This is a genomic window from Burkholderia anthina, assembly GCF_902498995.1.
In the GTDB taxonomy this organism is placed as follows: domain Bacteria; phylum Pseudomonadota; class Gammaproteobacteria; order Burkholderiales; family Burkholderiaceae; genus Burkholderia; species Burkholderia anthina.
In genome coordinates this window covers 25,117-49,147 of record NZ_CABVLY010000028.1, presented here as the reverse complement: position 1 = coordinate 49,147, position 24,031 = coordinate 25,117, and the positions used below count along the sequence as shown (strand labels likewise).

Sequence of the window (24,031 nt, the reverse complement as noted above, 5' to 3'; positions counted from 1 at the left end):
GAGACCGTGAATAATTCCAAAAACTCATCACATGTCAATTTAATCTCGCTTTACGCCCCGCTGCAACCCTTTGAATAATGCTTCCCGTGCAAGGTCAGGCGCCCGCCGGGCGGCCGGCCACCGAGTTGCCGGCACGTTTGCCGGCGGTCCCCCCGACACGAGAATCCTGATGCGCAATCCGAATATCGAGAGCTTGCTGGCGAAGCTGCTGGGACAGGCGAAGACCGACGCCCTGTTCGCGACCCTGAACATGCCGGCCGTCCTCCAAGAGTGGGAAGCCGACGTCGTCACGCGCGCGGAAATCGCGCAGGCGATGAACATGGCGCTGTTCGAAGGGCTGCTCGAACGTTCGGCGAACGGTCGCGCCTATACGGCCGACGCGATCGAAAGCGGCGGTTCGGTGTACTTCGATCACGGCGCGCTGCGCACGGTGCGCTGGCCGCATACCGGCGCGCTGCCGCCGGGCGAAGCCGCGTTCACGCGCATCCTGCGTCCGCTCGGCTTCCGCCTGAACGGCCGTTATCCGCTCGACAAGCTCGGCATGACCGGCCGCGCCTATGCGCATGAAGACGCACCGGACGAGATCGCGCAGTTCTTCGTCAGCGAACTGCATCCGGAACGCTTCTCGAAGGAATTCCAGCAGGCCGTGACGAACGTCGTGCGCTCGTCGCGCGACCCGCTGTCGCCGGCGGCCGTCGCGCTCCTGTGGGAGATCGAGCGCGAAGGCTGGCTGTCGCTCGACGCCGCGCACGCGCTGCTGCCCGAAATCGTCGGCGCATTCGCCCGCCAGCACGACCTGCCGAACGAACTCGACTACGAGACGCTGCTGCTCGAATCGGCCGAGATGGCCTGGATCGCGACCGAAGGCAACGCGTTCAACCACGCGACCGATCGCGTGACCGACGTGTTCAAGCTGTCCGACGACGAGAAGGCGAAGGGCCGGCCGATGAAGCCGGAAGTCGAACGCTCGCGTTCGGGCCGCGTGTTCCAGACGGCCTATCGCGCGGACATCGTCGAGCGCGAATTCCGCACCCGCGACGGCGGCACGGTCAAGCGCAACGTGCCGGGTTCGTTTTACGAATTCATCACGCGCCGTCGCACGTTCGACCAGGCGGCGCGCCGCTGGGTGACGGACCTGCGCTTCGATGCGGGCAACGCGCAAGGCATCTTCAAGATGACGGCGAACGCGAAGTAAGCGCGGCACGTCGCCATCGCGCACCGGGCGTAAAAACAGGCGGGCCGGCGGCTGATTTCAGCCGCCGGCCCGTTTTCGTTACATGGGCGCCGCGTTCGTCAGAAGAGGTGCGTGACCAGAAAGAACAGCACCAGCAGCCCGATCGGTACGCCGAGCAGCCATGCGAGCAGATACTTGCCCATGTCGGTGTTCTCCTCGTTGCCGCGACGCGCGGTGCGCCGCGGCGGGTGAGACGGCTCGCGCGTTACAGCTCCCGATCGAAATCGCGCAACTGCTTCTCGGCTTCGTCGCGCGCGATCCCGTAACGCTCCTGGATCTTGCCGGCCAGATAGTCGCGGTTGCCTTCGGCGACCGTCAGGTCGTCGTCGGTCAGCTTGCCCCACTTGGCCTTCAGCTTGCCGGTGAGCTGCTTCCACTGGCCCTTGATCTTGTCCTCGTTCATCGTGTGCTCCTCGTTGAGTAGGGGGAGAAAAGCGCGGCGCTCGGCCGCTGGATAGCTCAGGCCTTCGCCTTCAGCCCGGATGCGTCGACGTGCGTCACGCCCTTGATCGCGCGCGTCACGGCGACGGCCTTCTTCACGGCGATCTTCGTCGGCAGCACGCCGGTGAGCGTGACGACGCCGTCCACCGTCTTCACGCTGATGTCGGTGCTCTTCACGCCATCGGTGGTCGCGAGTTCGCTCTTCACCTTGGTCGTGATCCACGTGTCGGTGACGGGCTGGTTCGATTCGGCCGTCATGCCGGCGTCGGCCGACGAAGCCTGGGCCTGTGCGTTCGCGAGCGGCGCGGCGGAAAGCAGGAAGGCCGCGCTGACGGCGAGCAGCGTCGAAAGGTGCGAGGTGTTGTTCATCGATGTTCTCCTTCGATTGGCTTGGTGAATGAGCGAGCCGGCTCATGCGGATCGCGTGGCGCGCGCCGCTTGCCGCGCGATCGGCGTGTCGTAGCCGGGCTCGCGCGGCGGCAGGTCCGGGCGCGGCACGTCGGGCGGCAGCGGCACCGGCGGATCGGTGCCGGGCGGCGGTTCGGGCGGAGTATCCGGGGCCGGTTCGGGCCGCGTCGGATCGGGTGTCTGATGCAGTTTCATCAGGGAAACCTCCTCTGCGGTGTGGAAGGGCAGCGTGTGAGCGCCGATGCAATATCAGCGTACCGGCGCGAACGCACGCGGACATCGCGCAAATTCACCGGGTTCGCTAGTGCGTTTGCATGGGGGACGGAACAGTGCGCGGGAACGGGGAATGCGCCCGAATGCGCCCGTTGCACGCGCCACGCGCGACGACGGGTGGAGGGCCGCGCTGCGCCGCTCGGCGGGGTATCGCACGATGCCGACGCGGCGTGCGAATGTACTATCGGGCATAGTGCATCCGCGTCTGTCGCCTGTACCGGCGGCACGCGATCATCGCGACAGGCGCCCGCCGGCGCGCGCCGGTCACGATGCGACCGGACCGGCAACCATGCTGACGACGTGGACCCCCATCCAATGGACGAACGAGTAAACGAACAGGTGCTGAAGTCGCATACCGACCGGCGCCAGCTGCACCAGATCATCGCGGGGCTCACCGAGGGCGTGATCCTGATCGAGCCCGACCAGCGCATCGTGTGGGCGAACGAGGCCGCGCTCGCGATGCACGGCGTCACCGCGCTCGCGGCGCTCGGCGCGAACGTCACCGAGTATCGCGAGCGTTTCCGCCTGCGCTACCGGAACAACCATCCGGTGCGCGACGGCCACTATCCGATGGATCGCGTGATCGCGGGCGAGGAGTTCAGCGACGTGACGGTCGAAGTCGAATCGGCTGCCGACGAGAACGTGAGCTGGGTCCATCGGATCCGCAGCCTCGTGCTGACGAACGCGGCCGGCGAGCCGGACTGTCTCGCGCTCGTGCTGCACGACGCGACCGAGTGGGCGAGCGCGGAGGAGCGCTTCGAGCGCACGTTCAGCGCGAATCCGGCGCCGGCCGTGATCTGCCGGCTCGACGACTTGCGCTACGTGAAGGTCAATCAGGGCTTCCTCGACATGACGGGCTACGTGCGCGACGACGTGCTCGGCCGCTCCGTCTACGAGATCGACGTGCTGGAGCAGGCCGAGCGGCGCGAACTCGCGATCGAGCGGCTCGGCGAGGGGGCGACGATTCCGCAGATGGAGGCCGTGCTCAAGTGCGCGGACGGCAGCATCAAGGCGGTCGTCGTCGCCGGGCAGCCGATCGACATGAGCGACGAGGCGTGCATGCTGTTCACGTTCATGGATCTCGAGCCGCGCAAGCAGGCCGAGCTCGCGCTGCGGCAGAGCGAGGAGCGGTTCGCGAAGGCGTTCCGGATGGCGCCGGTCGCGACCGCGATCGTCACGGCCGACGGTTTCGAGCTGCTCGACGTCAACGATGCCTTCGTCGGGATGACCGGCCACGCGCGCGACGACCTGCTCGGCAAGTCCGCCGACGAGATCGGGTTGTGGGCGGAGCGCGGCGCGCGGCAGCACCTCGACAGCCGGCTCGCGCGCGACGGCAGCGTGCGCAACGCCGACGTGCAGATCCGCACGCAGGACGGCGACCTGCGCGATTGCGTCGTGTCGGCCGATCCGGTCGCGATTCACGGGCAGGATTGCCTGCTGATCGCGCTGCTCGACATCAGCGACCGCAAGCGCACCGAGATGGAGCTCGTCTATGCGATCGAGACGGCGATGCAGGATGCGTCATGGTTCAGCCGCACGCTGATCGAGAAGCTCGCGAACGTGCGGCGCGCGAATGCGCCGGATGCGGGCGCGCAACTGTCGGACCTCACCGCGCGCGAGCGCGACGTGTTCGACCTGCTGTGCCACGGCCTCGCCGACAAGGAGATCGCCGGGCGCCTGGGCCTCGCGCCGAATACGGTTCGCAATCACGTCGCGACGATCTACGCGAAGCTCGACGTGCATAGCCGTGGCGAGGCGATCGTGTGGGCACGCGAGCGCGGCATCGTTGGCGCGGCCAACACGGGTGGTGCGCGCGGCGAGAAGGGCGGCGCGAACGGCAAGAGCTGACCCCGATCGTCCCGCCGCCGACGCCGCGATTCGACGCCATCGGTACGGATGCACCACGCAGGCTGGTGCATTGGCATCTGCCGCATACGGCGCGCGGCTGCGATCCTGTCCACTCGGCGGTGCGGCGCGGGGCGCCCGCGAGTGGCCGCATTGCCGTCTCCCCAAATCATCGCAGGAGACGACCATGGACAGGAATCGCATCGAAGGCAAGCTCAAGCAAGTGAAGGGTTCGGTCAAGGAAGCACTCGGCAAGGTGACGGGCGATCGCGAGACGGAAGCGGAAGGCGTGGCGGAGCAGCAGGCCGGCAAGCTTCAGGAGAAGGCCGGCGAGGCGGCCGACGCGGTGCGCAAGCATACGGGCACCGACACGCACATCGACCGGCACTGACGCACCGACCGTCATCGGTGCGGATCGCGCGATGCGCGACGCGTCATGGCTGCCCGAAGCAGCGGTGATTCTTCATCGGCATGACCCGGCGCGGCATGGGCGCACGGGCATCTGCGCGCATTCCGCCTGAAATCTTCCCTCCCGGCCCGCCGTCGCGCGGGCCGTCTGCCGTCCGGCGCGACGGCACTTGATGACAATTCCTCACAACATAGTTCCGATATTTCGTTTGCTGCACGCGTATTGGCTACCCACAATCGGTTCACCTCTTTCGCGCTGACAGGTTCCCCGGAGACGGAACCGCGGCGATCCGCCGGCACGTGAAAGATTGCCGGCGCGCGACGGTCGCGCGTCGCACACCGCCCCCTAGAAGAAGGATTGGCCGATGACGTTCCGCATTCGTTCGCTTTCCGGCATTGCGTTGACCGCCGCGATGTTCGCGTTCCAGACGGGCACGGCCCACGCTCAGGAGACGGTCGTCAAGGTCGGCGTGGCCGTGCCGTTGACCGGCAGCGGCGCCGCCTACGGCAAGGACATCGAGAACGGCGTGCGCATGGCCGTCGACGAGGCGAACGCCGCGCACACGACGATCGGCGGCAAGCCGGTGAAGTTCGTCGTCACGTCGCAGGACGACCAGAGCGATCCGCGCATCGGCGTGCAGGCCGCGCAACAGCTGACCGACGCGCAGGTGGCCGTCGTGATCGGCCATTTCAACTCGGGCACGACGCTGCCCGCGTCGAAGATCTACGCGAAGGCCGGCATTCCGATGATCACGCCGTCGGCGACCAATCCCGACATCACGCGCGCCGGGCTCGGCACCGTGTATCGCGTGATCGCGACCGACACGCAGAACGCCGGCAACGCCGGTGCGTATGCGGCGGGCGTGACCAAGGCGAAGCGCATCGCGATCATCGACGACCGCACCGCGTTCGGCCAGGGCGAAGCCGACGAATTCGAGAAGGCCGTGAAGGCCAACGGCGGCACGATCGTCGCGCGCGAGTTCACGAACGACAAGGCCGTCGACTTCAGCGCGCAGCTCACCAAGATCAAGAGCACGAACGCCGACCTGGTGTTCTTCGGCGGCCTCGACGCGCAGTCGGCGATGCTCGTCAAGCGCATGCGCCAGCTCGGCATCCGCGCGCAGTTCCTGGCCGGCGGCGGCGTGATGAACGCGAACTTCATCAAGCTCGCCGGCAATGCGGCCGAAGGCGCTTCCGTGTGGGAATACGGGCAGCCGCTCGCGCGTCTCGCGAAGGGCAAGCAGTTCGAAACCAAATTCAAGCAGAAGTACGGCGTCGACATGCTTGCGTACGCACCGTTCGCGTACGACGCGACGTGGATCGCGATCAACGCGATGCAGAAGGCGAACTCGACCAAGCCGGCCGATTTCAACGGCGCGCTGAAGAGCACGCGCTACGACGGCATCACGGGCACGATCGCGTTCACGAACACGGGCGACCTGAAGAACCCGAGCTCGACGCTGTATGAAGTGAAGAACGCCGCGTGGCAGCCGGTCACCACGCAAACGGCGAACTGAACACCCGAACGCGCGCGGGCTTTCGCGGCGCGCCCGGACGTGCTGAAATACCACGAGCGATCGAATGCGATCGCGGCGCATGTCGGGGCGATTCGCCGGGTGGTCCGCACGCACGGCGCCGCGCGCGACGCGGCACGAACAACCTTCGGGCGCGGCCGGCTGGCCGCGCCTTATACGTGCAACTGGAGTCAGTCGTGAGTTCTCAAGTCGTCATCGTTGGCGGTGGTGTGATCGGCAGCTCGATCGCCTATTTCCTGCGTGCTACCGATCCGACGGTTTCCGTGACCGTCATCGAACGCGATCCCACCTATGCGAAGTCGTCGTCGGCGCTGTCGGCCGCGTCGATTCGCCAGCAGTTCTCGACGCCGTTGTCGATCGAGATGTCGCTGTTCGGGATCGACTTCCTGCGCAATATCGGCGAGCGGCTCGAGGTCGACGGCAACCGGCCGTCGATCGACCTGCACGAAGGCGGATATCTGTTTCTCGCGACGCCCGCGGGCGATACGACGCTGCGCGAGAACCACGCGCTGCAAACCCGGCTCGGCGCCGATATTCGCCTGATGGATCGCGATGCGCTGCGCGCGAAGTTTCCGTGGCTGAACGTCGACGATCTCGTGTCGGGCGCGTACGGCGTGAGCGGCGAAGGGTGGTTCGACGGTTACGGGCTCGTGCAGGCGCTGCGCAAGAAGGCGCAGGCGCTCGGCGCGCGCTATGTGCCGGCCGACGTGACGTCGGTCGTGCGCGATGGCCGCAAGATCACGCATGTCGTGACGGGCGACGGCGAGCGTTATGCGTGCGACACGGTCGTCAATGCGGCAGGCGCGTGGACGCGCACGCTGTCGTCGATGATGGGCATCGACATTCCCGTGTATGCGCGGCGTCGCAGCATCTTCAACGTGTCGTCGCCGGCGAAGCTCGCCGATTGTCCGTTGCTGATCGATCCGACCGGCGTGTATTTCCGGCCGGAAGGGCGCACGTACATCTGCGGGACGTCGCCGAGCCCGGATCGCGATCCGGACGATCTGCCGCTCGACGAGGTCGATCACGACCTGTTCGACGAAGTGATCTGGCCGACGCTCGCGAATCGCGTGCCGGAGTTCGAAGCGCTGCGCGTGGAGAACTGCTGGTCCGGGTACTACGAGTACAACGTATTCGATCACAACGCGATCATCGGCTATCACCCGGAACTCGACAACGTCGTGTTCGCGAACGGGTATAGCGGCCACGGGTTGCAGCAAGGGCCTGCGACCGGGCGCGGGGTGAGTGAACTGATTCTGGGCGGGCGGTATGACTCGCTCGACCTGTCGTCGCTCGGCTGGGCGCGCGTGCTGGAAAACCGGCCGATCGTCGAAAAGAACGTCGTGTAGCGCGGCGTGACCGCCCGGTATTGGGGTGGGCGGGATTCTCCTTGTGTCTCAACCTGATTGGCCCGGCTTTGCCGGGCTTTTTTTTGTTTGTCGCGGCGTTCCGGGAACGCCGGGGGCGTCGGTGTTCGGCACACAAGGTGCCTCTCACGCCGCCCAATAGGCAAGCATGGCTCACCTATCCTCGGAGCCCAGCGCCGGCGCCCCAATCGGCATCTCCGCCGTTCTAAAGCGATCCGGATATGGCAACAGCGCTGCAAGCAGAGTTGCTACGCCAATGCCGCTTGCCATGACATACGTCGCGGCGGTGAAATTCTCCGTCATGCCGCGGATCCAGCCAATCAGATACGGAGCGGTGAAGCCGGAGAACGCGCTGATCGTGTTGATCAGCGCAAGGCCACCGGCGGCGCCAGCGCCGCTCAGAAAAGTCGACGGTACCGCCCAGAACACGCTAAGCGCGCCGACGATGCCGGTGGTCGCGATGCAAATGAAGCAGAACGACAGCAGCGGATTTCCCGCAGTCATGGCGCTGACCACGAGGCCGATCGTTCCGATCGCGAGAGGAATCGCAAGGTGCCAACGGCGTTCTCGCGTGCGATCCGAATGCTTGCCGTTCACCAGCATCGCGATCGTCCCGAGCAGAAACGGAATCGCATTGACGAAGCCGATCTGTATGAGAGACAGACTGGACATCTGCTTGAGCACTTGCGGGAGCCACACGGACACGCCAAAGAAGCCAATGCCGATGCAGAAGTACAGCAGGCCGAGCATCCACACGATCGGCTTCGACATCGCCACACGGAAACTGGACGTCCCGAGTTTTTCCGCAGACTTACGATCTTGCTCCATTCGCGTGACAAGCCATCCGCGTTCGGAGTCCGACAGCCACTTCGCGTCGATGGGACGATTGGTCAAATAGAAAAACGTAACGATACCGAGAACGACGGCCGGAACGCCCTCGACGATGAACATCCATCGCCAGCCCGACAGACCTGCCATCTGATCGCTCATCGACATGACGATGCTCGACAGCGGCGCGCCAACGACAATGGAAAGCGTATTGGCCGAATAGACCTGGCCGATCGCCTTCGCCCGGTACTCGGCGGGAAACCAGTAGGTCAGGTAATACATCACGCCTGGCAGGAAGCCGGCTTCGGCCACCCCGAGCAGAAAGCGCGCGCTGTACAGCTGGTAAGGGCTTTCGATCCAGGCCTGGCCGATGGACACGAGACCCCACGTGAAAATGATCCGCGCGATCCACGTTCGCGCGCCGAAGCGACGCATCAGCAAGTTGCTCGGAATTTCGAAGATGATGTATCCGAGGTAAAAGATACCAGCGGCAAATCCGAACATCTGCGGAGTCAGGCCCAGTTCCTTGTTCATCTGCAGGGCTGCGAAGCCGATGTTCGCTCTGTCAAGATAGTTGACGAACCAGATGATGAAAAGCAGTGGAATCAGGTGTGCCGTCAGCTTCCTGATTGTCGATCTTTCGAGCTCGTGTTCCACGGTAGCTCCATAAATTGAGGTACATGAATAACGCTGTCTCCGTGATCGGAGCCAGCGGGCCGCCGGTTTTTGTCTGTGCCGCGCGCGCGTAATGTTTCAGGCGGGCCGTGCTAGATGCCGAGACCGCCCAGCGACTTGCCTCCGTCGACGAACAGCGTCTGGCCCGTCACAAAGCGGCTTGCCGCCGATGCAAAGAAGGCAATCGCATCTGCAATGTCGTATGGCGACGCGGCCGCGCCGCTTTGCTCGAGCGCCACCGCCGAGGCATACTGATCGGCCGGCATGCTGCGCGTCATCGGTGTGTCGGTGAAGCCGGGTGCGATGGAGTTGACCGTGATCTGCCGCGCTTTCAGTTCCATCGCCATCGCGCGCGTGAGGCCGATCACTCCCGCCTTGGAGGCAACGTAGTCCGCGAAGCCTTTTCCTCCGAGCGCGCCGCGCGACGACACGGTAACGATGCGCCCGCCAGCCTGCATGCGGCGTGCTGCTTCCTGCGCACACACGAATACGCCGAGAAGATTGACCTCGAGTGTGCGTCGGAAATCGTCGTCGGAGATCTCATCGAAATAGCGTGCGGCATAGATGCCGGCGGCGCACACCATCACATCGACGCGCGCCTGCGCATCCAGAATGTCCACGATCTGACGCCGGTCGCAGACGTCGGCGACTCCGCCTGCGACGCTGAGTCCGCGCGCGTTGAGTTCGTCGACGGCCCGCTGAACGGCGTCGGCGTTGCGGTCGATTGCGACCACATGAAAGCCGGCCTTCGCCAGCACCTCGACGGTTGCGAGGCCGATACCCGAAGCGCCGCCGGTGACCAGCGCGGTTTGCTTTTCGGCGGCGGTATGAGCAGTTGATTGCATGATGGACTACCTTTTAGCTGACAAAATCCGGTTTCAGGTTAATGAGCGTCGAGTGGGCACCGTGGCCCACTCACGTCTCAAGCACGGCATAAACCACCATTTCGATCCGCATCCCGGGGGCAACCAGCGATCTCACGGCAACACTCGAACGGTTCGGATAGGGTGGCGCAAAGAATTCGCGATAGACGGCATCGACGGCCGCCATGTCGCTCTCGTCGACGAGATAGATAAGCACCTGCGCGACGTCACTCATCTGTGCACCGGCGGCATTGACGGCGCGGCGTACGTTTTCCAGTGTGAGGCGCGCTTGCTGCCCGATTGAGCCGGTCTCGATCGAGCCGTCTGCCCGCACCGGTCCGTGAGTCGTGAACAGCAGGCCCGCCCCCTTGACTGCCCACGAAAATGGCTGGGCGAGCCGGGGCAATCCAATGTCGATGTTTTCCTTCATGCTGGACTCCGTTTGATCAACTGTTCCAGTCGCCTGTACCACGCACCGTCTGCGTGGCGCAGGGTGGTGTGGGTTGCGAAATGATCGAGCATGGGTTCCATATGGACGGAGCAATCGGCGGGTTGTTGCGCGAGCAGCGCGGCCATCCGCTGGTTCGCGCGGATCACGCGCTCGCTGTCGAATTCGCCGTAAGACAGGTACATTGGCACGGTATTGCACGCAGTCCAGCAGAGCGGGCTCATCAATGCGTCTTCGGCCGCATCGCGCAGCACCATCGAGTAGACGCGTTCTTCCATGCTGCCGGGTATGGGCTCCGGATGGTGCAAGTCCATCACACCGCTGATCGGCAGGCACGCGCGGATCGAGTCAGGATCAATCCCGGCCTGTGCGACATCGCGGCGTCGCAGCGCCACGAGCGCCGCGATCTGTGCGCCTGCCGAGTGCCCGGCCAGATACAGCCGCCCCGGATCGCCACCGAAACTCGACGCATGACCGATCACGTGACCCAGCGCGGCGAGCGCATCGTCGAATGCGGCCGGCAAGCGGTTCTCCGGAGCGAGCCGGTATGTTGGCGCGACCAGCACCATGCCCAACCGTGTGACCGCGTCCGCCATGAACGACACGTACTCCTTGTAGCCGTTGGTCCAGCCGCCGCCATGCCAGAACACGAGAATCGGCGCGTGGCGCAAACCCGTAGCGCCGAATACGTCGTACCTGTGCTGCTCGTGCGGGCCATACGCGCAGTTCTTCACTACTTCGATGGTATCCGGCAGCGCCTCACCCGACCATTCGAGCACGGTCGTTTCGTAGGTTTGTGCGGCCTCGAACGGCAGAGGCGGCTGGGGACGGAGGGGCTCCCGGCTGGAGATTATGCGATGGGTGTTCATGCTATTCACGTATTGCTTAGGATTGGGAATAGTTCGGATCAGAACTTGTGGCGGATCCCGAGCGACACGGAAACCTGCTGTTTCGAACTCGACGGCGAGTTGTCGTAGATCTGCGCGAATTGCGCATCGCCAGCGGCCTTCTGGTAGATGCCGACGAGGAACAAATCGGTGCGCTTCGACAAGAACCAGTCGATGCCTGTGTCCACCTGGTGCCACTTCGGCGTTTTGCCGGTCTGTGCATAGCGACCGTCGGTGTAGATGTAGCCGAGGCCGATGAGCACGGTGGGCGTCAGATAGTCGGTCGCCGTGACTTCATAGTTGCTGAGGCCGAGGCTCGAGTGGTCCAGGTAATCGAACTGCGTGTGCGTATACAGCAACGAGAAGCGCGCGGCGCCGAGCGTATATGACGCCCCCGCGCCATACATCTGTTGTTTGCGGATCCCGGCACCCTGTGCACTGGACGCGAAGGGCGAAAAGAGGCCGTAGTCGCCGGATACGGCGCCGCCGGTGTTGCCCGTATCGTTCGGCGACAGCAGCGAGTGATAGGCAATAGCCAGATTCACCGGGCCGTTGGCGTACGTGAGCCCGACATTGAAGTCGCTGTTGTCGGCGAATCCGTCTGCCTTGTTCGAAAACGAATAGGACGTCAGGAACTGCAGTCCGGATAGGGTCGGGCTCTGGTACTGCACGTTGTTGTTGAGCCGGAAGGTCGGGAACAGGTTGTCGTTGTCGCCGATCGGCGGCCCGTAGGTCGCGAACTGCTGTGCCGCTTCGAATCCGCCGAGGCTTTGCGACATCGTGTCGTACTGGCGGCCGAACGTCAGCGTTCCGAATCGTTCGTTCGTCATGCCGACGAAGGCCTGGCGGCCGAACATTCGACCACCTTGACCAAGCGTACCGTTCGTTATGCTAAATCCATTTTCGAGCGTGAAGACCGCCCTGGTGCCGCCGCCCAGATCCTCGCTGCCCTTCAGGCCGAAACGCGATCCCTGCTGGATGCCGCTCGCCATCTGTACCTGTTTTTGACCCCCGGCATTGTTCGTGTACATCAGTCCTTCGGAAATCAGCCCGTACAACGTCACACTGCTTTGGGCACACGCGGGCCCGGCAATGCCGGCCGAAACACAAAACAGCAGCAGATAACGCTTCATTCCCCTCTCCAATCAGGTTCGCTCTGGTGGCGCGCTCGATGCCCACTGCATCGCGCTATGAAAAACATTATTGTTTACAAAATCTACTGTCTATATAAATTTTATGATTTGCATAAATTTAGTGGTTTACACTGAATGTTCTGTAATGTGTAAATTTGTGCGATGATTGTGGCGATGGGGAAACGCTGGGAGGTCAATAACGTGGGGCATCCGGGACAAACCGCACAGCGCGGGCGGCCGCAAGCACCGGCAGATACCGGCAAGGCGACGCTTGCGGAACATGCGTACGAAATCCTGCAGAACGATCTGCTGGCAGGTCAGTTTCGGCCTGGTGAAAAGCTGCGGCCGCAGGCTTTGCAAGACCGGTATGGCGTTGGCATCAGCCCGATCCGCGAGGCGTTGATGCTGCTTAGCTGCGACGGGCTCGTTGCAAACGAAGGCCAGCGAGGTTTTCGCGTCGCGGAGATGTCCAGGGACGACCTGCTAGACATCGTCGACACGCGCAAGAAGATCGAAACGGAACTGCTGGCCGACGCGATCAAGCATGGCGATGAAGATTGGGGGGCGGAGATCAGCGCAGCGTTCTACAAGCTCGTGCACACGCCGTTGCCTGCCCCGGACGACATCGAGGCGGGGCATCGGTGGGAACTCGCGCACCGGCGCTTTCACTTCGCGCTGTTGGCGGCTGCTCGGTCAAACTGGCTGCGTCGTATCGACGAGCAGCTTGTGAGGCATTCTGAACGCTACCGGCGCATACGTATCGTCGACCCGCAATCGCAGGCCGCGCTAGCGCGCGACATCGTGATAGAACATCAGGACTTGATGGATGCAGTGCTCAAGCGCGAGACCGAGCGAGCATGCGAATTGCTGCGGGCACATATCGACGAAACCGCCCAGATCGTCTCCAAGTTGTTTGATTGACCGATTTGGGCGAACAGCAGGTCCGTGAAGGATGATCAGAGCAAGCACTCGCGTGTGCGCTCTCTTTCTCGTACCGGCTGGACGCGGTACTCGACGCTCGCTACATGGTGCAACGGCGCAAACCCTGAACCCGTCCGTAGCCTGATGTTAGCCCGGATCGCTCGAGTGGCCGTAGCGGGTCAGCAAGCAACATTCACATCCACAGAAACCCACGAAGCCCTTTCTTTGCCGAGACCGACCGGCGGGAAAACCGCTTCCTACGACATCGCGCGCTGAACCATGCGCTGCCGCCCGAGATGCAGCGTCACCACGCTCAGGATGATCAGAACGAGCGCGACGCACTCCGGCGGGCCGAATTTCTCGCCGACGGCCCAGCCGATCAGCAGCGCGACGGCCGGCGCCATGTAGGTCGCCCCCGACGACGCCACCGCGCCGAATTCGTCCAGCAGGTAGTAATACAGCAGGAACGAGATCCCGGTGCCCAGAATGCCGCCGCCGACCACGAGGCCGATTCCCGCCAGCGGATGGCCGGCGATGTGCGAGATGCCGTCGAAATGCGTGACGGCCGCCAGCGCGACGACCGCGATTCCCATCTGCCACGTCGCCAGCGTGAGCGGCGGCAATTGCAGCGGGCTCAGGAACGCACGCACGTAGACGTACGAGAGGCCGAGCACGAGCGAGCTCGTCAGGAGCCAGAACACGCCGGACAGCGCGATCGTGCTGCCGGCGCCCTCCCACGGGCGGGCGATCAGCGTGATCCCGAGAAATCCGAGCAGCACGCCGCCCGCCATCACGCGATTGAGCCTTTCGGATTTCAGGAAGAGCGCCGAGAAGATCGCGGTAAAGAGCGCGGCCGCATTGCCGAGCACGGCCGCGATGCCGGACGGCAGCAGCGCGGTGCCCTGCGTGATGGCGAAATAGTAGAACGCGGTTGCGACGAGCCCCATCACGATGAAGTGGTGAAGGTGGCGTAGCTGGCGAACGTGAATGACTTTTCGTCGCCACGCGACGAACGCCAGCGGCAGGAAGCCGAACAGCACGCGCACGAAGGCGATCTGCATCGGGCTGATGAACTGCGACGCGTACTTCATGTAGATGAAGTTGGATCCCCAGAAGAGGCCGAGCAGGAGGAATGCGACGCGTGCGAGCTTCATGATGGCGATCGTTCGAGGAAAATCGTGATGCGTTGCGCATCACGTACGCTGTCCGGGGGTATGAAGAGGATAAGGACTCGCATGATGCGGGTCCATGCGCGCTGCTTACCTAGGTAAGTGCGCGGCGTCACGCGCGTGTGCGATTCAAGCCAGCAGGCGGGCGATGAGATCGTGTGTCGTCCGGACTTCGTACTTCCGCAACAGGCTTGCGCGATGGATGTCGACGGTGCGCGGGCTGATGTTCAGCTCCTTGCCGATTTCCTTGCTCGTCAGGCCATGCACCAGAAATGCGGCGACGTCGCGCTCGCGTTCGGTCAGCGTGCTGGTGACGTCGGGATGCTTCGTGTCGCCCGACAGGTCGGTGAAGGTCCAGATGGCCAGCTCGAAGGGGCGCTTCGGGTTGTAGCCGAAGCCGCAGACGGTGACCCAGAAATGGCTGCCGTCGATGCGCCGCATGATGCGGTCGTCGCTGAAGCCCGCGTGTTTCGCGAGCAGCGGGGCCAGGCGGCGGCCGGTCGTCGCGAAGTCCTTCTGCTCCGGATACAGCTTCGCGAACGACTGATCGATGATGTCGTCGCGGGTCGCCCTGAACAGGTGCAGCGCGCGGTCGTTGCAGTCGACCATGATGCGTTCCTTCGCCACGATGGCCGCGACCGGCAGATGCCGGAAGAGATCTTCGTAGTCGAGGCTGGGCATCGTGTCGGTCATGTTCGGCATCGCGTCGACGGGCCCGAACCGGATTCGGACCCAGGCTATCGGGCAGGTTCACTCCAGTCCGATTGTAGCTGTAGCGCTTGCCGCGCGAGCGGCTCGACACGAAAGATGCAGCACGCGTGCCCCTCGCCCGCGCATTGCACTTCGGACGAATACGCGCGCGGGCCTTTGCTCGCCCCGTCGGCCGCGGTGTCGTTGACCCAGTCCATCGCACCGGCGAACCAGCCGGCGAACATGTAGCAGAGCTTGCCGTGCGCGTCGGGCCGGGCCAGCACGAAGGACGAGTGGTGCAGATGGATGCGCGCATGCGACGTCGCCGGATCGGCTTCGGCGATGCTGAACATCCCCCAGCCGCGCTGCGACAGCCGCTTCAGGTAGTGCTCGAACACCGCCATGCCGCCGATGCCGTGCTGCTTCGCCTCCTTGTCGCACCAGTGATAGGCCGACTTGTAGCCGGCCGGGTAGAGGATCGACGCATAGGCTTCGCGTCCCAGCGCTTCCTCGGCCGCCACGTGATTGTTCGTGAAGAAGTGGCGCGGGACGTACAGCATCGGCAATGCGTCGGTGGTCCAGACGCCGGTGTCCGGATCGACGTCGATGGGCAGTTGGGGCTGCATGGCGGCGACGTGTGCGTGGTGCGGCTCAGACGTTCCAGACTTCGCCGAAGACCCGCAGCCAGTTCTCGCCCATCACCTTCCTGATGCGCGACTCGCTCCAGCCGGCGCGCTGCATCGCGGCGGTCAGGTTCGGGAATTCGCCGATCGTGCGGATGCCTTCCGGGTTGATGACCTTGCCGAAATCCGTCAGGCGGCGATAACGGCCCTTGTCGTGCGTGATCCAGTCGAAGAATTCCGTGCTGTAGCCCTGCGTGAAGTCCGTGCCGATACCGACCTTGTCCTCGCCGATCACGTCTATCACGTATTCGATCGCTTCGAGATAGTCGTCGATGGTGGCGTCGGCGCCGCGTCGCAGGAACGGCATGAACATCGTGACGCCCACGAAGCCGTTGGCTTCCGCGATCTCGCGCAGCTGATCGTCCGTCTTGTTGCGCGGATGCTCTTTCAGCCCGGACGGGCAGCAGTGCGAGTAGGTGACCGGCTTCTTCGAGCACGCGATCGCATCGGACGACGTCTTCGCGCCGACGTGCGACAGATCGACCATGATGCCGACGCGGTTCATCTCCTGGATCACTTCGCGGCCGTATCCGGACAAGCCGCCGTCCGGTTCGTAGGAGCCCGTGCCGACCAGGTTCTGCGTGTTGTAGCAGAGCTGCACGACATTCACGCCGAGTTCCTTGAACACTTCGATATAGCCGAGATTGTCCTCGAACGCATACGAGTTCTGGAAGCCGAAGATGATGCCGGTCTTGTTCTCCCGCTTCGCGCGCAGGATGTCGTCCGTCGTGCGCACCAGCGTGAGGATCTCGCTGTATTCGCGGATTTTCTGCTTCATTTCCGCGATGTTGTCGATCGTCTTCTGGAAGTCTTCCCACACCGAGACCGTGCAGTTGACGGCCGTGACGCCGCCCTTGCGCATGTCTTCGAACACCGATCGCTCGAACTTGGAAATGTTCAGGCCGTCGATGATGATGCTGGAGTCGTGAAGGCTCGTCATGGTGTCTCTCGATGCGTTGATTTTTTGCAGGCCGGCTCGACGAGCCGGACGTGTGTTCAAACGGCGCGTTCGACGCCGCGCTTTGCGGACTGGGCGGCTCTGCCCGTTGCCGGGCCGGCATCTTCGAGCGCGGTCTTCGACGTTTCCGGCAGCGCCAGCCCGCCGATCATCGCGAAGATCGACACCGCGATCAGGTAGTACGCCGGCGACAGGTTGGTGCCCGTCGCGGAGATCAGCCACGTGGCGACGAGCGGCGCGGTGCCGCCGAAGATCGTGTAGGCGAGGTTGTACGTGATCGCGGAGGCCGTGTAGCGGGTCTTCGTCGCGAACACTTCCGACATCAGCGGGGCCGTCACCACACCCGAGAACACCGCGCCGATGGCGAGCAGCGCGACGCCGGCCAGCGAGTGCGACAACACGCCCGAGCCGCCCAGCGAGAAGGCCGGATAGACCGACACGATGATGAAGATGCAGGTGCTTGCGATCGTGGCGCGGCGGCCGACGAGATCGGAGAACAAGCCCGCAACCGGACACAGCGCCGCGGCGAACAGCAGGGCGAGGACCGTCACGAGCAGCGACGTGCCGCGCGACAGGTGGCCGGCCACTTGCAGGTAGGTCGCGAAATAGGTGGTGAACGTGTAGAACGACAGCGCGGTCACGGACACGAACGCACCGAGCTTCAGGATATTCCACGACTGCGAGTGCAGCGTTTCCATCAGCGGTGCGTGCGCGATGTCGTGCTTGCCTTCGAGCGCCTGGAACGCCGGCGTTTCATTCAGGTTGACCCGCAGGTAGACGCCGATGAGGCCGACCGGGGCGGCGATCAGGAACGGCACGCGCCAGCCCCAGTCGATCATCGCCTGCGACGACAGCGACGACTCGAGCAGATAGGCGACCACGGCCGCACAGGCGAACGACGAGAACGTCGATACCGGCACGAAGCTGCCGAAGAAGGCGCGACGGCGGCGCGGCGCGTGTTCCATCACGTAGGCGCATGCCCCCGCGTATTCGCCGCCTGCGGAAAAGCCCTGGACGCAGCGAATGATCGTGAGCAGCACGGGCGCCCAGTATCCGATGCTTGCGTAGGTCGGCAGCAGGCCGATCAGCGTCGTCGAGCCCGCCATCATCAGGATGGTCAGCGCGAGCGTGCGCTTGCGTCCGATGCGGTCGCCGATGACGCCGAAGATCAGGCCGCCCAGCGGACGGAATGCGAATGCCACCGCGAAGACGGCGAAAGTCTTCAGGAGTCCGATGGTCGGGTCGCCGCTCGGAAAGAACTCGCGCGTCAGGATCGTGGCGAGAAAGCCGTATGCGGCGAAATCGAACCACTCGACGAAGTTGCCGATCGACGCCGCGGCGATCACGCGCCGTAACGTTTTGGTGTCGACGTTTTGGGTGCTCATGGTCGTGTCCTTTTCAGATGCGCGCTCGATTCGCGTCGAAACCATACTAGGGACGCCAATTACCTAGGTCTATACGTGTCAATTACCTAGGTAATCGGGGGCGGGGTGGGGCGCGTGACGAGGGGTTGCGAGATAGACGCCGGTCACGCGGGGCCCGGCGGGGCGTTCAACCGGTAGTCGGAGGCAGAGCCGGCTAACGTGGATTGAGTAGCCTTCACGTGTTTTTGTATCTCTTGGGCTACAAATTGCCGGCTGGCAATGTGTGTCCCCTGGGCCGCAATAAAACCAGATTGACCAATTCCTGATGCCCCGGGGCGACAAATGACGACACTGTCCGATCGGGGCTGGTTTTGCCGGCGGGAATCGAGTGCGGGGAGTGACCGGCGTTCGATTCCGACGCCGCACGCCGATCTTGTCGACCCGGCTTCGCCGGGCCTTTCCATTCCACGCGTTACCGCACGCCATAGACGGCATCGCGCAGATCGACCGTGTATTGCCCGTTCATCCCTTCATACAGCGTGTTCGATAGCGACACGACGGTGAGCCCGCGGGCGCGGTCGACAAACCATGAGTGGCCGTAGACACCGCCCCAGCGCCAGGTGCCCGCCGATTCCGGCGACGCGGCCGCCTGCGGGTCGCGCAACACCGAAAAACCGATCCCGAAACCCACGCCGGGCCGGTCCGGCAACTCGACATCGCCCGTCTGTACGCGGCCCATCTCGTCGGCCAGCGCGGCAGGCAGCAGCGCACCGCCGCCCGCGCGCAGCGTGTCGAGCACCTTCAGCACGTCGCCGGCGGTGCCGACCATGCCGGCGCCGCCCGACGGGAACGCATGCGCATCGAGCGCGCGCGACGGGGAGTAGGTCACGCCGACGAACCCTTCGACGATGGGAACCGTCTCGTTTTCCGCGAGCGGATGCGGCTGCGGCGTGTCGTTGACGTAAGGGGTGGCGAGCCGTGCGGCATCGCGTGCGACGAACGCCGTGTCGCGCGCACCGAGCGGACGCAGCACGAGCGCATCGATCGCGTCACCGAGCGGCACGCCGCAGACAGCCTCGATCAGCGCACCGACGACGTCGATCGCGACTGAATAGTTCCAGCTCGTTCCGGGGGCGTACAGCAACGGCACGCTCGCGATCCTGCGCACGTTTTCGCCGAGCGTGATCGACGCGGCATCCAGGCCGTCGGAGATGTCCGCGCGGGCATAGACGCCATTCGCGTCGGCTTCCGAGAAGCGATAGCCGAGGCCGGCCGTATGCGTGAGCAGTTGGCGCACGGTGATCGTCGGCACGCGGCCGTCAGGCAGCGCGGGGCGGAAATCGGGCAGCCAGCGCGTGACGTCTTCGTCGAGCGACAGCTTGTGTTGTGCGACGAGCGCCATCGCAGCCGTCGAGACGATCGGCTTCGTCACCGACGCGAGCCTGAACAGCGTGTCTTCGCGCATCGGCGTGCGCGACTCGCGGTCGGCGAATCCGGCGGCGCGGTGATAGACGAGCTCGCCGTGGTGCGCGACCAGCACGACCGCGCCGACGAGGCGCTGCGTGTCGAACTGGCGGGACAGGACCGCGTCGATGCGCGCGACGAGCGCCGGATCGGTTTGCGGTTGCGGTGACGATGAGGGCGTGGCGGTCATCCGGGACTCCGTCGTGGTGGGTCTGCTCGTCATATTAGGGGGGTTTGCCGGAAGCGGCGTTAACCCGTACATGGAAAAGGGCTACGAGTGCCGGGCGCGCCGGCATGCGGGCGCGAGCGATATGTCATCACTTGGGCGAGCGCGACGGCGACCGGCACTTCGTCATATGGAGTAATAGCTGTAATCCGGGCTGAAATCTTCTTTGAGCCGTAACGGGCTAGACTGGTCTCGCCTTGTCCCCCCCAAGGTGTTGTTTTAGCTCCGCTCGGCCTGCGCCTCTCGGCGCGGGCCTATTTTTTGCCGCCGCCATCGACGACACGACGATCGCCGACCGGATGCGCGTTGGAGGGCACACCGAGTGACCCACCCACCCACCCGCCCGCCCGCGATACCGGCTCGCTCATGCGCATCATCGTGTCGAGCGCGGCGACGGTAACCGCCGCGCTGTTCAGCATGCCGACAGCATTCGCGCAAGACAGCGCGCCCGTTACCCGTAGCGTGTTCGTGCGCCGGCCGGACGTTTTTCCGTCATGTGAAGCCATATGTCGGGATTCGAGGTTTTTCCGTAAAATACGCCTTTATCGGAATTCCCTTTGACTCATTCGTCATGCATCGAATTGGATTCTTCGTCTGCCGTGGGTACGATGTTCTCGATCTCGGCGGACCGCTTTCCGCGTTCAATCAGGTGGCGACGGCCGCCGGCCATACCCCGTACGATCTGCATGTCATTTCTCAGCCGGGCGGCCCCGTTCTCGGCAATGTGGGCATGCCGATCGAGACGAAGCCGATCGGGAGACGAACGTTCGACACCGTCGTTTTCGTGGGCGGCGACATCGCTCCGATGCAGACCTCGGAGAACATCGCCGCTGCCCGGAAATTGGGCGCCAAGGCATCGCGGGTCGCAAGCGTGTGCACGGGCGCCTTTTTGCTGGCGGAAACCGGCTTGCTGGATGGCCGCAGAGCCACGACGCACTGGCGATACACGGCGCAATTGCAGTCGCGTTTCCCGCTTACACGGGTCGAGGGCGACAGTATCTATATCGCGGATGGCCACATCTGGACGTCGGCGGGCATCGCCTCCGGCATCGACCTGGCGCTCGCGATGATTGAAAGAGACATGGGGCCGGACGTTGCGCGCGCCGTCTCGAGGCTGCTGGTCGTTCCGTATCGACGGCCGGGCGGTCAGTCGCAATTTTCCGCGATGTCGCACATGGAGCCGGAGTCGGATCGTATCCGCATCGCGCTGAATTTTGCTCGCGAACATTTGACCGAAGCGCTGCCCGTCGAGCGGCTGGCCGACGCGGCGAGATTAAGTCCGCGACAATTCGGCCGCGCGTTTCGTCGGGAAACCGGCGAGACGCCGGCCAGGGCGGTCGAGCGTTTGCGGGTCGAAGCCGCACGGCTGCGCCTGCAGGACGGTAGCGAGCCGATCGAACAGATTGCGCTCGCGGTGGGATTCACGGATCCCGAGCGGATGCGGCGGGCATTCGTCAAATTGCACGGACACCCGCCGCAATCGATCCGGCGTCAGAGCCGATTGAACGGCGAGCGCTGATCGATCGACAGTCCATCAGCGCGCCGCTCGGCCAGCACGAGCCTGATGGCGCGCCGGCATTTCCGGCAAGCGATTGTCCGCGCTGCGCCGGGCGCTCAATTGCCTTCGGGTTTCAGCGGACCGTAGTCGTTCCACATGTCGCGATGCAGCTTCCAGGCGCCGGCCTGCTTCAGGAAAACGAGGGTCTGCTTGCCGCGGTATTGGAGCTTTCCGTCGTGGTCGCGGACTTCCGCATCCGACACCTCCGTCACGACCCGGTCGTTCCCGTAGAACTCATAATTGCTGAACGATACGGTAGCCGGTTTCGATCCGGCATACCCCTTGGTGAAGTACTCGGTGATTGCGCGGCTCCCGGTTATTTTGTCGCCGCCCGGCGGCAAGAGCGTGCCATCGTTCGTATAGAGGCGGCCGATCGCCGCGTAGTCTCCGCGCGCGAAGGCTTCTGCCCAGCGCGCGTTCTCGGCCTTGATCGCCGCACCGGGCGGATGTGGCGAACCGCCGGCGACGGCCTGCGCCGCAAATGCCGAAAAGGCGACGCAGACTGCAAGAGCGGCGGTACAAAAGCGGATCTGTTGCATTCGATGATTTCCAGTGGTGGCTTGAATTGAAGAGCGTTGCAGCGTTGCAGCGTTGCAGCGTTGCGCAGGTGACGCAGGCAAGGCCGATTGCGTTTTTCGTCGCGGCCTGTGCAGGCCGCGCAAACCTTGCCTGCAAGGCTGCTCAGCGAACGCCCGGGATGCGCGCGAGACCGCTGGATGCGCCGGGCAGTTCCTTGTCGACCATCGCGATGACCTCCGGCCGCGCATCTCGCGGGTGGCCGGAATGGAACGGTGGAGCGGGGTCGTATTCGATCGCGAGTTGCGTGAATTCAGCGGCCTGCCGGCCGCGTAGCCTGGCGGCAACGCGCAGCGCGAAGTCGATGCCCGCCGTTACGCCACCGCCGCTCATGAAGCGGCCGTGGTCGTCTTCCACGAAGCGATCCGGCACGGGGATGGCGCCATATTCGGACAGCTTGTTGACGAACGCCCAATGGCAGGCACTTCGCTTGCCCTTGAGCACGCCCGTTGCGGCGAGCACGAGCGACCCGTTGCACACCGACGTGACGTGTTTCGCGCTTTCGGCGAGACGCCGGATCTGCGCTTGATACGCCGGGCGCATCGGTGCCGACAAATCGGACCCGCCGGGAACGAGGATCAGGTCGGTCTTCTCGATATCGGCCAGTCGTTCGGTGTTGCCATAGACGACGCCGAATTCGAGGGTCACGTTGCCCCCGTTGAGGCTCGCGTAGCGAACATGCGTGTTCGGCAGCCGATGAAAAATCTCGCTGGGGCCCGCGAAATCGAGCAGGGTGCCGCCGTCGTAATTCACGATCAGGATATTGAGCGGCTCGCTCGGCGCGAGTTCTGCCGCGCTGTCTGCCTGCGCGAAAGCAGGCGTGGCGCGGCCAAGCAGGGCCCCGCCGCCCAGGACGGCGCCGAGCGTGGCGACGCTCCCGAACTTGAGGGCATCGCGGCGCGAGTGGCCTGCGCGGGTGAGTTTCTCGCTGGCGTTGTCGTTTTTCGTGTGATCGGTCAAGTTAACCTCTCCTTGCACTTAGGCCTCCTCTGCAAGTACAACCAGGTCGGCCGGATTGAAAGACCTCGCGACGAAGCGCGTGGCGGACGTGTGATGACGATGTGAATGCGTTGCGCCGAACCGGCGTGTGCCGCATCGGGAACGACGGGCGAAGGCTTAAAGCTGCGAAGCCCCGCCATCGACAACCAGTTCGGTGCCGACGACATAGGACGATTCGTCGCTGGCAAGATAAAGTGCCGCGTAGGCGATGTCCTCGGCTTGACCCATGCGGCCCACCGGAATCGCCTGGGCAAACTCGGCCTTGCGGTCGCGGACCCACTCGTCCGGCATGCCCCATCTCGAGAGCAGCGGCGTGTCGATCGCGCCCGGCGCAATCGCGTTGAAGCGGATCTTGCGGTCGAGAAACTCGTAGGACCAACTGCGGGCAAGCGATCGCACGGCGGCCTTGGCCGCCGCCGTCAACGAAATGCCATGCTTGCCGGTCTGCGCGACGAACGACGTGTTGAGGATGACCGACGCGCCATCCCGTAGCTGCGGCAGTACGGCTTGAAGCGTGAACACCACGCCCTTGACGTTGATGTCCATGATCCCGTCATAAAGGTCTTCGTCGATGTCGCCGACTGCGGACGGGAAAGCCCAACCCGCGTTGGCGAACACGATATCCAGGCCGCCGAACCGCTCGTTCACCTCGGCGGCGATTGTCCGCATGTCGGCGATCGAACGGACATCGCCCTTGAGCACGAGCGCGTTCTCTCCGAGCTCGGCCCTCACGCGTTCGAACGCGCTTTCGTCGCGACCGGTCACGGCTACCCGGGCGCCTTCCGCAATGAAGCGCCTGGCGGTTGCAAGGCCGATGCCACTGGTGCCGCCCGTAATCAGGGCCGTCTTGTTCTTGAGCCTCATCATCTGTTCCTTTCTCTGCGTTGAGATCGATCAAACCGAAAGGCCGCCAGCGCGATTGCGTTCGCGCCCGCGCTTCGACCTGATATCCGGTGCAAATTATGGAACTTGAGGTGAATGGCTCAAAGGTCGTATAACCCTCAAAAAGCGTCACTTCGATTTTGACGGGTCACTCGCGCGTTGCGGTGTGTGTGCGCGATCCGTGACGGCGAATCGT

At 64.1% G+C, this 24,031-nt stretch carries 25 protein-coding genes; 7 read left to right on the top strand and 18 right to left on the bottom strand.

Annotated features, from left to right (window positions below; translation table 11 throughout):
• Positions 1-169 precede the first annotated feature (169 nt).
• A complete protein-coding gene (locus tag BME24068_RS28725; protein WP_174928074.1) occupies positions 170-1,195 on the top strand; it encodes a DUF1338 domain-containing protein in 1,026 nt (341 codons plus the stop codon).
• Between the two features lie 244 nt (positions 1,196-1,439).
• Here the strand turns inward: BME24068_RS28725 and BME24068_RS28720 are convergent, their stop codons facing one another.
• Genes BME24068_RS28720 through BME24068_RS28710 form a run of 3 tightly spaced genes read right to left on the bottom strand, consistent with a single transcriptional unit; the run spans position 1,440 to position 2,278 of the window.
• On the bottom strand, positions 1,440-1,637 hold the full coding sequence (locus tag BME24068_RS28720; RefSeq protein WP_096500448.1) for a CsbD family protein: 198 nt from the start codon (positions 1,635-1,637) through the stop codon (positions 1,440-1,442).
• Between the two features lie 56 nt (positions 1,638-1,693).
• Positions 1,694-2,044, bottom strand: coding sequence for a BON domain-containing protein (locus BME24068_RS28715; RefSeq protein WP_096500446.1), 351 nt, complete (start codon positions 2,042-2,044; stop codon positions 1,694-1,696).
• A 42-nt stretch (positions 2,045-2,086) separates the two neighbouring features.
• Entirely contained in the window at positions 2,087-2,278 is a 192-nt protein-coding gene (locus BME24068_RS28710) for a hypothetical protein (RefSeq protein ID WP_096500444.1), read from the bottom strand.
• A 393-nt stretch (positions 2,279-2,671) separates the two neighbouring features.
• Here BME24068_RS28710 and BME24068_RS28705 point away from each other — a divergent pair, with 393 nt between their 5' ends.
• The 4 genes from BME24068_RS28705 to BME24068_RS28690 all read left to right on the top strand — a co-directional run bounded on the left by BME24068_RS28705 (position 2,672) and on the right by BME24068_RS28690 (position 7,493).
• Positions 2,672-4,204, top strand: a complete 1,533-nt coding sequence (locus BME24068_RS28705) for a helix-turn-helix transcriptional regulator (protein ID WP_096500442.1) — start codon at positions 2,672-2,674, stop codon at positions 4,202-4,204.
• A 184-nt stretch (positions 4,205-4,388) separates the two neighbouring features.
• Positions 4,389-4,592, top strand: coding sequence for a CsbD family protein (locus BME24068_RS28700; protein ID WP_124830352.1), 204 nt, complete (start codon positions 4,389-4,391; stop codon positions 4,590-4,592).
• A 382-nt stretch (positions 4,593-4,974) separates the two neighbouring features.
• A complete protein-coding gene (locus BME24068_RS28695) occupies positions 4,975-6,126 on the top strand; it encodes a branched-chain amino acid ABC transporter substrate-binding protein (RefSeq protein ID WP_174928073.1) in 1,152 nt (383 codons plus the stop codon).
• A 194-nt stretch (positions 6,127-6,320) separates the two neighbouring features.
• Complete coding sequence (locus BME24068_RS28690) at positions 6,321-7,493, top strand: NAD(P)/FAD-dependent oxidoreductase (protein ID WP_174928072.1); 1,173 nt, start codon at positions 6,321-6,323, stop codon at positions 7,491-7,493.
• A 171-nt stretch (positions 7,494-7,664) separates the two neighbouring features.
• Here the strand turns inward: BME24068_RS28690 and BME24068_RS28685 are convergent, their stop codons facing one another.
• From BME24068_RS28685 to BME24068_RS28665, 5 genes are all read right to left on the bottom strand, one after another.
• A complete protein-coding gene (locus BME24068_RS28685; protein WP_203368174.1) occupies positions 7,665-8,996 on the bottom strand; it encodes an MFS transporter in 1,332 nt (443 codons plus the stop codon).
• A 110-nt stretch (positions 8,997-9,106) separates the two neighbouring features.
• Positions 9,107-9,859: an SDR family NAD(P)-dependent oxidoreductase gene (locus BME24068_RS28680; RefSeq protein ID WP_174928071.1), complete on the bottom strand. Its 753-nt coding sequence runs from the start codon at positions 9,857-9,859 to the stop codon at positions 9,107-9,109.
• 70 nt (positions 9,860-9,929) lie between these two features.
• Positions 9,930-10,307: a RidA family protein gene (locus BME24068_RS28675; protein ID WP_174928070.1), complete on the bottom strand. Its 378-nt coding sequence runs from the start codon at positions 10,305-10,307 to the stop codon at positions 9,930-9,932.
• Complete coding sequence (locus BME24068_RS28670; protein WP_174928069.1) at positions 10,304-11,194, bottom strand: alpha/beta hydrolase; 891 nt, start codon at positions 11,192-11,194, stop codon at positions 10,304-10,306. Before BME24068_RS28670 ends, BME24068_RS28675 begins: the two co-directional genes overlap by 4 nt.
• Positions 11,195-11,232: 38 nt before the next feature.
• Positions 11,233-12,345: a porin gene (locus BME24068_RS28665; RefSeq protein WP_174928068.1), complete on the bottom strand. Its 1,113-nt coding sequence runs from the start codon at positions 12,343-12,345 to the stop codon at positions 11,233-11,235.
• Positions 12,346-12,519: 174 nt separating this feature from the next.
• Between BME24068_RS28665 and BME24068_RS28660 the strand changes: the two genes are divergently transcribed.
• Entirely contained in the window at positions 12,520-13,266 is a 747-nt protein-coding gene (locus BME24068_RS28660; protein WP_096500553.1) for a GntR family transcriptional regulator, read from the top strand.
• Positions 13,267-13,523: 257 nt separating this feature from the next.
• On the opposite strand, the gene BME24068_RS28655 is transcribed toward BME24068_RS28660, so the two are convergent.
• The 7 genes from BME24068_RS28655 to BME24068_RS28625 form a co-directional block, all read right to left on the bottom strand.
• Complete coding sequence (locus tag BME24068_RS28655; RefSeq protein WP_174928067.1) at positions 13,524-14,420, bottom strand: DMT family transporter; 897 nt, start codon at positions 14,418-14,420, stop codon at positions 13,524-13,526.
• Between the two features lie 144 nt (positions 14,421-14,564).
• Complete coding sequence (locus tag BME24068_RS28650) at positions 14,565-15,137, bottom strand: PAS and helix-turn-helix domain-containing protein (RefSeq protein ID WP_096500424.1); 573 nt, start codon at positions 15,135-15,137, stop codon at positions 14,565-14,567.
• A gap of 35 nt (positions 15,138-15,172) precedes the next feature.
• Positions 15,173-15,751: a DUF5943 domain-containing protein gene (locus tag BME24068_RS28645; protein ID WP_174928066.1), complete on the bottom strand. Its 579-nt coding sequence runs from the start codon at positions 15,749-15,751 to the stop codon at positions 15,173-15,175.
• Positions 15,752-15,776: 25 nt separating this feature from the next.
• Positions 15,777-16,748, bottom strand: coding sequence for a dipeptidase (locus tag BME24068_RS28640; protein WP_096500419.1), 972 nt, complete (start codon positions 16,746-16,748; stop codon positions 15,777-15,779).
• A gap of 56 nt (positions 16,749-16,804) precedes the next feature.
• A complete protein-coding gene (locus tag BME24068_RS28635; RefSeq protein WP_096500417.1) occupies positions 16,805-18,151 on the bottom strand; it encodes an MFS transporter in 1,347 nt (448 codons plus the stop codon).
• A 451-nt stretch (positions 18,152-18,602) separates the two neighbouring features.
• On the bottom strand, positions 18,603-19,784 hold the full coding sequence (locus tag BME24068_RS28630; RefSeq protein ID WP_174928065.1) for a serine hydrolase domain-containing protein: 1,182 nt from the start codon (positions 19,782-19,784) through the stop codon (positions 18,603-18,605).
• 290 nt (positions 19,785-20,074) lie between these two features.
• The gene (locus BME24068_RS28625; RefSeq protein WP_174928064.1) at positions 20,075-20,326 is read right to left on the bottom strand and encodes a hypothetical protein; all 252 of its coding nucleotides are present in this window, start codon (positions 20,324-20,326) and stop codon (positions 20,075-20,077) included.
• Between the two features lie 65 nt (positions 20,327-20,391).
• On the opposite strand from BME24068_RS28625, the gene BME24068_RS28620 reads away from it, so the two are divergent.
• The gene (locus tag BME24068_RS28620) at positions 20,392-21,339 is read left to right on the top strand and encodes a GlxA family transcriptional regulator (protein WP_174928101.1); all 948 of its coding nucleotides are present in this window, start codon (positions 20,392-20,394) and stop codon (positions 21,337-21,339) included.
• A 95-nt stretch (positions 21,340-21,434) separates the two neighbouring features.
• Here BME24068_RS28620 and BME24068_RS28615 read toward each other — a convergent pair whose 3' ends face one another.
• From BME24068_RS28615 to BME24068_RS28605, 3 genes are all read right to left on the bottom strand, one after another.
• The gene (locus tag BME24068_RS28615; RefSeq protein WP_174928063.1) at positions 21,435-21,917 is read right to left on the bottom strand and encodes a YybH family protein; all 483 of its coding nucleotides are present in this window, start codon (positions 21,915-21,917) and stop codon (positions 21,435-21,437) included.
• Positions 21,918-22,059: 142 nt separating this feature from the next.
• Positions 22,060-22,914: a DJ-1/PfpI family protein gene (locus BME24068_RS28610; protein ID WP_174928062.1), complete on the bottom strand. Its 855-nt coding sequence runs from the start codon at positions 22,912-22,914 to the stop codon at positions 22,060-22,062.
• 156 nt (positions 22,915-23,070) lie between these two features.
• Complete coding sequence (locus BME24068_RS28605) at positions 23,071-23,817, bottom strand: glucose 1-dehydrogenase (protein ID WP_096500551.1); 747 nt, start codon at positions 23,815-23,817, stop codon at positions 23,071-23,073.
• Between the last annotated feature and the right edge of the window lie 214 nt (positions 23,818-24,031).